This window comes from Bradyrhizobium sp. in8p8 (assembly GCF_000426845.1).
Lineage (GTDB): Bacteria > Pseudomonadota > Alphaproteobacteria > Rhizobiales > Xanthobacteraceae > Bradyrhizobium > Bradyrhizobium japonicum_C.
The window spans coordinates 122389-134953 of sequence record NZ_AUGD01000009.1; the positions used below are offsets into that span (position 1 = coordinate 122389).

Genomic DNA, 12565 nt, shown 5'->3' on the forward strand with positions numbered 1-12565 from the left:
CCGACGACAGGCTCCACGAAGCAATCCGGTGTGCATCCGGGGAAAGACAGGAAGAGCACCTACGCCTTCAACTCCACCGTCTTGAACTCAGCCGGCAGAATCACTTCCAGCAGTTCGACGTCATCCGAGTAATCCAGGATCATGTGCTTGATCTTCGGCGGCTGGGTCCAGGCGCTGCCTTCCTTCATCAAGGTCTCGCCCTGCCCGTCCATATAGGTCTTCACCCAGCCCTTCAGCACGTAGACCATCTGGAACTCGACGTCGTGGAAGTGCAGCTTCGACACCTCGGCAGGATTGCACGGGCCCTGCAGCCGGATCACATGCGCCTGCGCGAGGCCGTGCGTTGCCGCAGCGATGCCGAGATCGCGGTACTTCGCGTAGGCACGCAGGCCGTCGGCCTTGAAGTCCTCCTCGCGGTGATGGCTGATGGCGATGCGCTGCTTCGGCCGCACGGGCTTCTTTGGAGCGACGGTACGCGGCTTCGCCTTCACCGCCTTGCGCGCCGAGGATCGCGCCGCAACATTGGCGCCGCTCCGCTTCTTCAACGCGGTCTTCATTGCGGGTCTCGATGCCTTGTGCTTGGCCATTGTTTGCCTCCCTGATCTGAGCCGCGTCCGCCGGACGGGCACGACCCGAAAGGCAGACTATCCAGTCCGGGGCGAGGCAGCAATCGCCAAGCTTGAGCCAGTCATTCGATTGCTCAGCAGATCGTAGCTTGTCCCAAGCTGTCGTGGCGAGCGGCGCTCGTCTCGTCTTCGCTCGCTCGCTGAACTAGTCTCGCCAGGAGATCTTGGGGGAATGATTCATGGGCAACAGCGTCGGTCAGCGTGCGTTTCAGAATGCCCGGCTTCACAAACGGCAAAAGGGCGTAGTTCTGCCATTGCTCGGGCATGCGCTCGAGTTGCACAAGAAGGGACGCCTCCCCGAGGCCAGAGCTGCCTATCGCGAGCTCCTGCAGATCGCGCCTACCCAATTCATCGCGCTGCACATGCTCGGCGCTCTCGAGTCTGACGCAAAGAACTTTCAGCAGGCTGAAGCCCTGCTGAGCCGGGCGGTTGCCGTGGATCCGCGCTCTGCCGAAGCTCATATGAGCTTGGGCATCGCCCTGAACGGGCTGAAGCGTCACGATGAGGCCCGCGAGAGCTATCGAAAGGCTCTCGCCTTGCGACCCAACTACGCCGCGGCCCTTGCCAATCTCGGCAACGCGAGCGCCGCGCTCGATCTGCACCAGGACGCGGTCGAGAGCTACGACAAGGCGCTTGCAATCGACGGAACTCTTGCCGAAGCCCACAACGGCCGCGGCTCTGCGCTCTGCCGACTGCGCAACTATGACGAAGCTCTCGCAAGCCTCGATCGCGCGCTCGCGATCTAGCCCGACTATGCCGCCGCGCTTGCCAACCGTTCCGTCGTATGGCGCGAGCTGCACCGGCTTGACGAGGCCATGGCGGACTGCGATCGGGCAATCGCCCTCGCCCCCGACGACGCGAATGGGTGGCTCTCGCGGGCCAGTGTCTTGCTCCAAGTCAAGCAAATTGCCCGCGCCTATTCCGATTGCGCGACGGCCCTGGCGCTTGCTTCCGATTCCGCGCAAGCTCACCTGGTGCAGGGCCTATGTCTTGCCGGACTTGGCCGGGTCGATGAAGCGCTCGCAAGTTTCGACCGAGCCCTCGACATCCAGCCTGACCTTCAGAGCGCCATCTCCAGCAAGATCTTCACGCTCGACTTTGCGGCGGACGCGACTGTCGAGCAGCATCAGCAAGCGCGGCAAGTCTGGTGGGAGCGGGTCGGGGCGAAAATCGCATCAGAAGCGGCGGGCCCGTACGACAACAGCTGCGATCCGGATCGCCGTCTGGTGCTCGGCTACGTCTCGTCGGATTTCAACGCGCATTCAGCGGCATTCATTTTCAAGCCGGTCCTGCAACACCATGACCGGGCACGGTTCGAGATCGTGTGCTATTCATGTTCGTCGAGGGTCGACGCCACGACGCGCGAATTCGAAGGAATGGCCGATCGCTGGCGCGACGCCGCGCAATGGACCGACGATCGCCTCGCCGCTCAGATTCGCGCCGATGGCGTCGATATCCTGATCGACCTGTCCGGCCACACCAGAGGCAACCGCCTCGGCGTGTTTGCGCGCAAGCCGGCGCCGATCCAGGTTCATGGATGGGGCCACGGCACCGGCACCGGACTGCCGACGATCGAATATCTCTTCTCGGACCCCGTCGCGATTCCTGTCGCGGTCCGCCATCTGTTTGTGGAGACCGTCATCGATCTGCCGTGCTTCGTGACCCTGGCGCCGCTGCCGGCCGGGATCGCGCGGGCGGGGGCGCCGGCTCTCTCGAACGGCTTCGTCACGTTCGGCGTGTTCACCCGCATCAGCAAGATTTCGGACGAGGCGGTTGACGTCTGGTCCAGGATTCTCGAGCGGGTGCCAGGTTCGCGCCTGCTGATCAAGGATTTTGCGCTGGACGATCGGCTGGTGCGCGACAACCTGCTGGCGCGGTTTGCAGCTTGCCGCCTGCCAGCCGAACGGGTCGAGCTGCTCGGGGCCACTTCGAGGGACGAGCATCTGGCGTCGTTCAATCGCATCGACATCTGCCTCGACACATTCCCGCAGAACGGCGGCGTCAGCACCTGGGAAGCCTTGCAGATGGGCGTGCCGGTGGTGGCGAAGCTCGGCAACAGCCTGCCCGGCCGTGCGGCGGGCTCCATCCTGACCGCGCTTGGCCTGCCGGACTGGGTCGCCGATTGCGATCAGACATATGCCGACATCGCGGCAATCCGCGCATTTGGGATCGGCGACGTTTCGCAGCTGCGCCGCGAATTGCCGGAACGGATCAGAGATGCTGCCGCCGGCGACCCCGTCTCCTACGCGCGCGCGGTGGACGACGCCTACCGCGCGATGTGGAAACGGTACTGCCGCGATTGCGCCTGATCTCTGCTCAATGCAGCCGGAATACGCCGTCCACCGCGCGCAGCTCGGCGGGCTTGATCAGCTTGGAATGCGCCACCGTGACCGAGTGGAGAGGGCCGTCGAGCTTCTCCTGCCAGAATGCCAGGAAATCCTTCAGCGCCGGAAATTTCGGAAACATGTCGTAGTTCTGCCAGACATAGGTCTGGAGCAGCGACGGATGATCCGGCATCCGATAGAGAATTTGTGCCGTCGTCAGTCCGTATCCCAGCATCTGCTTCCGGAAATCGTCGGAAACACCCCCAACGCGCAGTCCCATGCCAAACCTCCTTTGCAGGAGCGCATTCAGGGGGTGGCTTGATCCGTGCCCCGGGAGCCACCCGGAAACGATGCGCTCACAGACGAGAAATGTGACGCAAACTGACAATCCATCTCAAGCCCAAAAGTTTAACAAGCTGTTGAAATTCAATGCGTTAGCAGCAGATGCCGCTCCGTGCTAATACGGCCTCGGCCTCGGTTAACGATGGCTGAGAGATCCTGGCAGTGCGAACTGTCGGCTGCTAATTTTTCTGCTACAAACCCTTGCCCCCGCAAAATTCCTGTCCTATTTGAGCCTCGCTCGTGCTAGCACTCGCGGGCAACGATTGCTAACAATCTCAAAATCCTCAACTCGTGCAAATGCTTAGGAGGACTGCATGAAATTCCGTCCGCTTCACGACCGCGTCGTGGTCAAGCGCATCGACGCAGAAGAGAAGACCGCTGGCGGCATCATCATTCCCGACACTGCCAAGGAAAAGCCCTCCCAGGGCGAAGTCGTCGCCGTCGGCCCGGGTGGCCGCGACGAGTCCGGCAAGCTGATCCCGATCGACCTCAAGGTCGGCGACCGCGTGCTGTTCGGCAAGTGGTCCGGCACCGAGGTCAAGATCGACGGCCAGGACCTGCTGATCATGAAGGAGAGCGACGTGATGGGCGTTCTCGAAGTCAGCGAGTCCAAGAAGAAGGCGGCTTAAGAGCCCTTCTCCTCCCCCCAGTCAAACACCACTCAAGGAAAATTCCAGATGGCAGCCAAAGAAGTCAAATTCTCGGTTGAAGCGCGCGACAAGATGCTGCGCGGCGTCGACGTCCTCGCCAATGCAGTGAAGGTCACGCTCGGTCCGAAGGGCCGCAACGTCGTGCTCGACAAGTCGTTCGGCGCTCCCCGCATCACCAAGGACGGCGTCACCGTCGCCAAGGAGATCGAGCTCGAGGACAAGTTCGAGAACATGGGCGCGCAGATGGTGCGCGAAGTCGCCTCCAAGTCCGCTGACGCGGCCGGCGACGGCACCACCACCGCCACCGTGCTCGCCCAGGCAATCGTGAAGGAAGGCGCCAAGTCCGTCGCCGCCGGCATGAACCCGATGGACCTCAAGCGCGGTATCGACCTCGCGGTCGAAGCCGTCGTTGCGGACCTCCAGAAGAACTCCAAGAAGGTCACCTCGAACGAGGAGATCGCTCAGGTCGGCACCATCTCGGCCAACGGCGACCAGGAGATCGGCAAGTTCCTCTCCGATGCCATGAAGAAGGTCGGCAACGAGGGTGTCATCACCGTCGAGGAAGCCAAGTCGCTCGAGACCGAGCTCGACGTCGTCGAGGGCATGCAGTTCGACCGCGGCTACATCTCGCCCTACTTCGTCACCAACGCCGACAAGATGCGCGTTGAGATGGACGACGCCTACATCCTCATCAACGAGAAGAAGCTCTCCTCGCTGAACGAGCTGCTGCCGCTGCTCGAGGCCGTGGTGCAGACGGGCAAGCCGCTCGTGATCGTCGCCGAGGACGTCGAAGGCGAAGCGCTCGCGACCCTCGTCGTGAACCGGCTGCGCGGCGGCCTCAAGGTCGCGGCCGTCAAGGCTCCGGGCTTCGGCGATCGCCGCAAGGCCATGCTGCAGGACATCGCGATCCTGACCGGCGGCCAGGCGATCTCGGAAGATCTCGGCATCAAGCTCGAGAACGTCACGCTCAACATGCTCGGTCGCGCCAAGAAGGTGATGATCGACAAGGAGAACACCACGATCGTCAACGGCGCCGGCAAGAAGGCCGACATCGAGGCGCGCGTGGCCCAGATCAAGGCGCAGATCGAGGAGACCACCTCGGACTACGACCGTGAGAAGCTCCAGGAGCGTCTTGCCAAGCTCGCGGGCGGCGTCGCGGTGATCCGCGTCGGCGGCGCGACCGAGGTCGAGGTGAAGGAGCGCAAGGATCGCGTTGATGACGCGATGCATGCGACCCGCGCGGCGGTCGAGGAAGGCATCGTCCCGGGCGGCGGCGTCGCCCTGCTCCGTGCCTCCGAGCAGCTCAAGGGCCTGCGCACCAAGAACGACGACCAGAAGACCGGCGTCGAGATCGTGCGCAAGGCGCTGTCGGCTCCGGCTCGCCAGATCGCGATCAACGCCGGTGAAGACGGCTCGGTGATCGTCGGCAAGATCCTGGAGAACAAGACCTACAATTACGGCTTCGACTCCCAGACCGGCGAATATGCCGACCTCGTCAAGAAGGGCATCATCGACCCGACCAAGGTGGTCCGCACCGCGATCCAGAACGCTGCCTCGGTGGCCGCGCTCCTGATCACCACGGAAGCCATGGTCGCCGAGCTGCCCAAGAAGGGCGGCGCCGGTCCGGCGATGCCTCCGGGCGGCGGCATGGGCGGCATGGACTTCTGAGTCCAGCCTTTCAGGCAAACGACGAAATGCGAAACCCCGGCAGCGATGCCGGGGTTTTTGTTTCATGGAACGTCACTCCGGGGCGCGTCCCCTTGGGCGCCAGCCCGGAATGACAGCGCGGCACAATCGACCCCGCCGCCCCGGAATGAGGGGCCGTCACTCCACCTTGCCCAGCCGCTCGAAGCGCGGCTCGCCGTCCTCGTCGAGCGACCAGAAGATCCGCGTGACCTTGCCGACGAGATTGTCCATCGGGACGAATCCGATCCCCGGCATGCGGCTGTCGGTGGAATTGTCACGGTTATCGCCGAGCACGAAGATATGGCCCGCCGGCACCGTGAAGACGCTGGTATTATCCAGGTTGTCGTCGTCGCCGCAGTCCAGAGTCACGTAGGACGCGCCGTTCGGCAGCGTCTCGCGCCAGAGCTTCGCCGTCGCGTCGTCATCCACGCCGCACGTGTCGCCGACCTGTGCCTTCTTCTGCGCGACACGCGTCACGGGACGATCGTTGAGGAAAAGCCGGCCCCGCCGCATCTGGATGCGGTCGCCGGGCAGCCCGACCACGCGCTTGACGAAGTCGGTCGCGGTATCCTTCGAGGAGCGGAATACGACAATGTCCCCATATTCCGGATCGGCGGCGAGGACTCGGCCCGAGATCCAGGATGGCGCAAAGGGGACGGAATAGCGGCCGTAGCCGTAGGCATGCTTCGCGGCGAAGACGTAGTCGCCCACCGTCAGCGCCGGCGCCATCGAGTTCGAGGGGATGTTGAACGGCTGATACAGGAAGTAGCGAAACAGGAACGGCGGCGACCATAGCACCGGGATCAGCAGGATCAGGATGACGATCGCCCTCCATTCCCGGGATTGTGCCGCTCGCCGCGCGGGCGGCCGGATCGTGTCCTGACACGTAGTCATGCAACTGCCCTGGTCAAAATCATGTCATCGCGAGATTGGCAACTCCTGCGCGCATGCGCAATCTCCTGCGAATTCCGAAATTTGTCGCACGTCGAGCAGGCTGCGTTCAACGCGGGGCCGTGAACGTCGCCGGGCTGTCAGCCCTGGGAAATATCCCTGAAGCACTGCCGCACCCATTCGATGGTGAGCCGCGCCGCCGGATCGCGCTTGAGGTGGTTCTGCACCAGGAGCCAGACGTCCCGGCGCCTCGGCAGCAACGTGGCGCGCAGGCTGCGGTCGGCGAGCAGCAGGCCGCAGCTGTACTCGGGCAGCACGCCGATGGCCAGATGCGACTGGATCATGGTGCGGATGATGCGGACATTGTCGGTGATGCAACGGGCGTTCTTCAGTCGTTTCGACCGTAAGAATTGCTGCTCCGGGATCGCGTCGAGTTCGTCGGGATAGACGCACGCAACCGGCTCGATCCCGCTGCGGTCCGCGGGCTCGAGGAAATACAGCCTGACCTCGCCAAGCTTGGAGATGGTGAAGTCGCCCTTCTCCGGCTTGCGCAGGCGAATGGCGAGATCGGCCTGCCAGCGCGAGAATTTGACATTGCCGCTGGCGGTGAGGAATTGCAGCGTCAACCCTGGATGGTCGCGCAGGAAGTCGCTCGCATGCGGCGCCAACAGCTCTTCGGCAATGGCATTGGTCGAGGCGATGCGGAGCCGGCCGACCGGACCGGGCTGGCTCTCCTTGATCCGGTCGATCGCCGCGGCATGCGCCGCCATCGCGCCGACATGCTCGAGCACCGCCTCGCAATGGCGCGTCGGCCGGCGCAAGCCATCCACGGCTTCGAACAACGGCACGCCGAGATCCCGCTGGATGCGCGCCAGCCGGCGGCCGACAGTGGTCTCGTCGATGCGCAGCCGCGCGCTGGCGCCGGCATAGGTGCCCTCGTCCCTGACCGCGGCGATGATGCGCAGATCGTCCCAGTTCATTCCAGGAGCCTAGCAGGAGACAGCGGCATCCTGCAAATTCGCAGCCATATGCCGCAATATTCCTGCACATCGGCAGGCGCCGGCTGCGCTAGTGTCGCGTCATCCGACATCCACAGGAAAGCCTGCCAGCATGACCGCTCCCAAGACCCTGCTCGAACTCGCCGGCGCCGATCTCAATCCGCCGAAACTCCACGAGGCCTGCCTCGTGCTGGTCGACATTCAGAACGAATATTGCGCCGGTCCGCTGGCTTTGCCCGATGCGCAGCCCGCGATCGCCGCGGCTGCGCGCCTGCTGGCGCGGGCACGGGAGAGCGGAGCCGCGATCTTCCACATCGCGCACAAGGGCCGCGCCGGCGGCCTGTTCGACCGCGAGACCGCACGCGGCGCAATCGTTGACCGGCTGGCGCCCCTCGCAAGCGAGCCCGTGATCGAGAAGGCGCTGCCGAACGCCTTCGCCGGCACCGACCTGCAGACACGGCTTGCCGCGACCGGACTCAAGAACGTCGTGCTGGCCGGATTCATGACGCATATGTGCGTCTCTTCGACCGCCCGCGCCGCGCTCGACCTAGGCCTGCGCACGACGATCGCAGCCGACGCCTGCGCCACGCGCGACCTGCCAGACGGCCGAGGCGGAACGCTGGACGCCCGGACGATCCACCAGGTCGCGCTCGCCGAGCTGTCGGATCGCTTCGCGATCATCGCGCAAGTCGACGCGCTGACTTGATGGCGCGTGAGACGCTGCAGCTTTATTTCTCCGACGGCCTGCCCGCTATCGAGCCGCATCGCGCTGAGGGAGGCCGATATGGAGGCGCAGCATCAGCGCGCCCGCTGCCGCAAGGCGATGGCGGCGTGAATGCCTCACTCCACCCGCTCGAGCACCGCGAGCTTGCGGATGCCCTTGTTGCGGTAGGCGTCGAGGAATGCGTAATAGTCCTTGAACGACACGCAGCCGTTGGAATCTCCGTTCGGCCCCAGCATGTAGGTGTGGGCGAGCAAACCGTCGCGGCCGTAGATCGCGCTCTCGCCGCCGATCGGCGTCAGTCGCAACGCCGGCACGCCGTGGAACAATGCCTCGCGCGGTTTCAGAGTGTAGATGTGCGGCGGCGTCACGCCGCGCATGCGCAGGCGGCGGGAGCCCGGATCGTCGCGGTTGGCGCCGAGGCCGGAATGAGCCTCGAGCCTGGTGCCGTCGGGCAGATACACCATCTTGGCCGTGATGTCGTAAACGGCGGTGTCGCGCTCGTAGGGCGGAGCGCCGCCGAGCATCGGGTTCTGCTCCTTCGGCGCGATGGACGCAGTAATGCTGGCGTCGGCGGAGGCATAGGCGAGCAGCCCGCCGGACGGCTCGCGCTTGCCCCAGAGCTTCTCCACCATCGACTGGCGCGGAGCGGTGATCGACATCACCGCGGCCTTGGCCCGGTCGGCGAAGGATTTTGGTTTGGCTTCGGGCGCCGGCACGATCTGGGCCGGGTCGGCCGAGGCAAGCTGCAGCTGGGCCTCCGGCGCGCGCTTGGCCCTGTCTGCAGCCTTGTCAGCTCCCTTGGCTGCCGGCTTCAGTGCGTCCGCAACCTTCGCGATCACGCTCTGCTTCGGGGCATCTTTGGCCGCGGCAACCTGGGTCGCGGGGGCGGCGCTCGCCGCATTCGATGGCACGCCTTGGGTCGCAGCGGCGGCGAAGCGCTCGTTGAACATCTCGCGCGAGATCGGCGTCGCGACCTGCAAACGGTCGGGCAACAACGCAAAGGCGTCCTTGATGGCCTCGCCGGCGTCGCGCAGCACGACCTTGGGCGCGCGCCTGACCACCGGCTCGTCGTAGCCGATGCTGCCGACGGTCGGATAGACGCTCGCGCCGAGAATGTTGCTGTAGATGGTCCAGCCGGCGCCCATCACGACGCAGCCGATCGCCGCGGCGCCAAGCCAACTCGTCGTGGTCATCTTCCGGGAAGGCTTCCGAAGAGAATTCTTGGACTTCCGTGCCGCGTTACTTTGCGCAGCGATACTCGTACTCATTCGCCTTGCGTCCAGGACGGTGTCACTCAGTCCCCCCTCGAAGTGCCGCTGGTCACGATCCGGGAACAGCATCTCGCAGAGGGTCGGAGCGTCATTAAGGCGACTTTTAGTTAAATGCGGATTAAGTTCGGGCGGATGTGAGGCAACTCGTTAATGCTGTCCCATTCTGAGAAAAATCCCGCAGAATTACGGACTTAGTCGCATCTGTTAACCATGTTTCTCGACCGGTTTGCGTCGCCTCTCCGACGCTTGCGGCCGCACTCATGACGCATTCGACAACGTCATTTTCGTGATCGTCGAACCGGCCTCGACCCTAGTTCGGTAGCGTTGCGCGAAGCTGGTGGCTCCACGTCGGCCGGCCTTACGGCTGCCGCCGATCGCGGCCCATGCGCATCACGCGCCGCACGGCTTCCGGCAAGCCGGCGCGTGACCGAAAGTTGATCGCATCGGTTCTGGACACCGCCGTCACAAGAAAATAGCTGCTGCCTCGGCACTTTCGGCGGCCTCTTCGTGTGATACGATGCAGTATCATCCCACCTTTGAGCTGTTCCGAACACGCAAACGGAGGCCGGCATGAAAGGGATCGCGCGCGCAGGTCTTGTCGCCCTGGCGGGTTCGTTCTTGCTGATTGGATCTGCGACTGCCCAGCCCGCAGCCAATGCGGGCTGCACGGCAACGCTCTCCCTTGCCGGAACGCAGACCTGGCGCTGTGACAACGGCATCACCATCGTTGCGGAAAACGGCGCCAGGTTTGAACTTAAGGACGCCAACCGCGACGGACGTATAGACGCCGTCGAATTGAGCAGCAAAGCCCTGCTGGTCGACGTACCCAGGAAGCCACGCGGCACTCCCTTCAAGGTGCTGACGCCACAGGCGATTGCCGCCGTGCGCGGCACGAGATGGGCGGTCGACGTGGCCGACATCAAGACCGCCGTGTTCGTCGCCGACGGCCGGGTCGGGGTGACCCGCAGGACTGGCGGACGCGGCGTCGTGCTTGGACCCGGCGAAGGCGTCGACGTCGAGGCAACCGGCCCGCTGACGGTCAAGACATGGGGCCAGCCGCGCGTCGACGCGCTCATGGCAAGGCTCGGACAATAAGGCTGGGTCGAGACGGCCTCGGCCCTCGATATTTGAACAACAGTAGATTGCAAGACGACCGCATGCGCAGGCGACGCGTTCAGATCCTGGTGGCACTCGTCCTCACCGCGCTGTGGGGCGCGGGCATCTATGCCGCTCATGCCAACGGCCGCCTGCGCTTTCTCGACCGGCTCGAGGCGACGTTGACGGATTGGCGGACTCAGGTCCGCGGCGTGCAGCGTCCGCCCGACCTCGTCACCATCGTCGCCATCGACGACACCGTCGTGAAGCGCGGCGGCAGCTATCCGCTGCCGCGTGCCGACCTTGCCCGCGTCGTCGACACCATCGTGCAGTTCAAGCCGAAGGTGATTGGAATCGATCTCCTGCTCGTCGACCGCAGCGCTGCGATCGGCGATGCCACGCTGGCCAACACGCTCGCCACCGGCCCCATGGTGCTCGCCGCCGCGGCGATCTTTCCCTCCGCCAGCGAAACAGTGGCGCCCGACAGCGAAGGGCCCCTTGCCGTTCTGCCGCAGGCCGAACGCTTCCTGCAGCCCCTGCCCGCCTTCGCCGATCACGCCGAGGTCGGCATCGTCAACGTCGCGACGGGACAATCGGGGTCGCCGCTGTCAGTGCCGATGCTGTTCCGGACCCGCGACAAGGTCGAGTTGTCGTTTCCATTGCGCGTTGCCGCCCGTGCTCTCGACGAACCGTTGACCGTCGCGCCGGACCATCTGCGAATCGGTGAGCGCGTGGTGCCGACCGACAGCGATTTCGCGCTGCCGATCACTTATTACGGCCCGCGCCGCACGATCCGCACGGTCAGTGCACAAAGCATCTTCGACGGCACGCTCGACCGCGCAGCGATCGAGAACCGGATCGTCGTGATCGGCGCCTCGGTGGCGGGCGGCGGCGACTTCTATCCGACGCCGTTCGATTCATTGATGCCCGGCGTCGAGGTGGTCTCGACCGCAATCACGCAACTCGTCGCTGGCGACGGCATCGTGCGCGACCGCAGGGTCCGCATCGTCGACGCGCTCACTGCGATTCTGCTGCCGGTGCTATTGGTGGGCCTGCTCGCCTGGCGACGCAGTGCGCTCGGGATCATGGCGGCGGCGGCGATCATGATGGCCTGGGCCGGGCTCAACCTGTTTACGTTCACGCACGGCGTCTGGCTGAACGCCGCAACCACGCTGGCCGCAGCGGTCCCGCCGGTTCTCGTTTTTGCCGGCGTGCAGCTGTGGGCGGGAAGCCGCCGCACGCAATATCTTGCTGCCAAGAGCAGGTCGCTTGCGCAATTCCAAGCTCCGGCGGTGCAGGAGTGGCTGGCGCGAGATCCGGACTTTCTGTCGAAGCCCGTCCGGCAGGACGCAGCGGTAGTCTTCCTCGATCTCTCCGGGTTCACCGGCCTGAGCGAGCGGAGTGATCCGGACGAGCTCAGGAATCTTCTGAAGGCGTTTCACGCCTTGATCGACAGGACCGCGGCCGATTGCGGCGGCATGATCACCGGATTTCTCGGTGACGGCGCCATGATCCTGTTCGGGCTGCCGCGCCCGATGCCCGACGACGCGGCGCGCGCGCTGAAATGCGCGATCGATCTGCATCGCGGCGTCGAACGCTGGATCGCCTCGCTGCCACCGCCGATCGCGGGGCAGCTCGGCTTCAAAATCGGCGCGCATTACGGAGAGATCGTCGCCTCCCGGCTCGGCGAGAGCCATCAGCACCTGACGGCAACAGGCGACACCGTCAATGTCGCGAGCCGGCTGATGGAGGTAGCCGCCCAGAACGATGCGCGCCTCGCGCTGAGCGATACGCTGCTGGATGCCGCCGACTTCGAGGGAACCCCCGACGGGATCCTGTCGGGCCCCCTGCTCGCCCGCATCCGCGGCCGCTCAGCCGTCGTGACCGTGTGGTTCTGGCGGGATCCGGACGGGCCGGGTCAGGTTGCGACCACGGCCGAGACAATCGTCTGAGGTCTG

General features: G+C 64.7%; 12 protein-coding genes. 7 read left to right on the plus strand and 5 right to left on the minus strand.

The window, feature by feature from the left end; genetic code table 11:
* Positions 1–59: 59 nt before the first annotated feature.
* Positions 60–587, minus strand: coding sequence for a cupin domain-containing protein (locus K408_RS0122685; protein ID WP_024340797.1), 528 nt, complete (start codon positions 585–587; stop codon positions 60–62).
* Positions 588–805: 218 nt separating this feature from the next.
* Here K408_RS0122685 and K408_RS43485 point away from each other — a divergent pair, with 218 nt between their 5' ends.
* Both K408_RS43485 and K408_RS38465 read left to right on the plus strand, forming a co-directional pair.
* Complete coding sequence (locus tag K408_RS43485) at positions 806–1372, plus strand: tetratricopeptide repeat protein (protein ID WP_349509767.1); 567 nt, start codon at positions 806–808, stop codon at positions 1370–1372.
* 141 nt (positions 1373–1513) lie between these two features.
* Positions 1514–2935, plus strand: coding sequence for an O-linked N-acetylglucosamine transferase, SPINDLY family protein (locus K408_RS38465; protein WP_230646557.1), 1422 nt, complete (start codon positions 1514–1516; stop codon positions 2933–2935).
* A gap of 7 nt (positions 2936–2942) precedes the next feature.
* Here K408_RS38465 and K408_RS0122695 read toward each other — a convergent pair whose 3' ends face one another.
* Positions 2943–3230 (minus strand): usg protein, encoded by a 288-nt coding sequence (locus tag K408_RS0122695; protein ID WP_024340798.1) that lies wholly within the window; start codon positions 3228–3230, stop codon positions 2943–2945.
* Positions 3231–3606: 376 nt separating this feature from the next.
* Here K408_RS0122695 and groES point away from each other — a divergent pair, with 376 nt between their 5' ends.
* Together groES and groL are read left to right on the plus strand one after the other, a co-directional pair.
* On the plus strand, positions 3607–3921 hold the full coding sequence (gene groES / locus K408_RS0122700; RefSeq protein WP_024340799.1) for a co-chaperone GroES: 315 nt from the start codon (positions 3607–3609) through the stop codon (positions 3919–3921).
* Positions 3922–3969: 48 nt separating this feature from the next.
* Complete coding sequence (groL, locus tag K408_RS0122705; RefSeq protein WP_024340800.1) at positions 3970–5610, plus strand: chaperonin GroEL; 1641 nt, start codon at positions 3970–3972, stop codon at positions 5608–5610.
* 156 nt (positions 5611–5766) lie between these two features.
* Here groL and lepB read toward each other — a convergent pair whose 3' ends face one another.
* The gene (lepB, locus tag K408_RS0122710; RefSeq protein WP_024340801.1) at positions 5767–6522 is read right to left on the minus strand and encodes a signal peptidase I; all 756 of its coding nucleotides are present in this window, start codon (positions 6520–6522) and stop codon (positions 5767–5769) included.
* 137 nt (positions 6523–6659) lie between these two features.
* Positions 6660–7499, minus strand: coding sequence for a LysR family transcriptional regulator (locus K408_RS0122715; protein ID WP_024340802.1), 840 nt, complete (start codon positions 7497–7499; stop codon positions 6660–6662).
* Between the two features lie 130 nt (positions 7500–7629).
* On the opposite strand from K408_RS0122715, the gene K408_RS0122720 reads away from it, so the two are divergent.
* Positions 7630–8223, plus strand: a complete 594-nt coding sequence (locus K408_RS0122720; protein WP_024340803.1) for a cysteine hydrolase family protein — start codon at positions 7630–7632, stop codon at positions 8221–8223.
* 134 nt (positions 8224–8357) lie between these two features.
* On the opposite strand, the gene K408_RS0122725 is transcribed toward K408_RS0122720, so the two are convergent.
* Entirely contained in the window at positions 8358–9434 is a 1077-nt protein-coding gene (locus K408_RS0122725; RefSeq protein WP_024340804.1) for a DUF2778 domain-containing protein, read from the minus strand.
* Positions 9435–10082: 648 nt separating this feature from the next.
* Here K408_RS0122725 and K408_RS0122730 point away from each other — a divergent pair.
* Together K408_RS0122730 and K408_RS0122735 are read left to right on the plus strand one after the other, a co-directional pair.
* Positions 10083–10607 carry a FecR domain-containing protein gene (locus K408_RS0122730; protein ID WP_024340805.1) on the plus strand — a complete coding sequence of 175 codons (525 nt, stop codon included), beginning with the start codon at positions 10083–10085 and terminating at the stop codon, positions 10605–10607.
* Between the two features lie 62 nt (positions 10608–10669).
* Entirely contained in the window at positions 10670–12559 is a 1890-nt protein-coding gene (locus K408_RS0122735; protein WP_024340806.1) for a CHASE2 domain-containing protein, read from the plus strand.
* Positions 12560–12565: the final 6 nt, after the last annotated feature.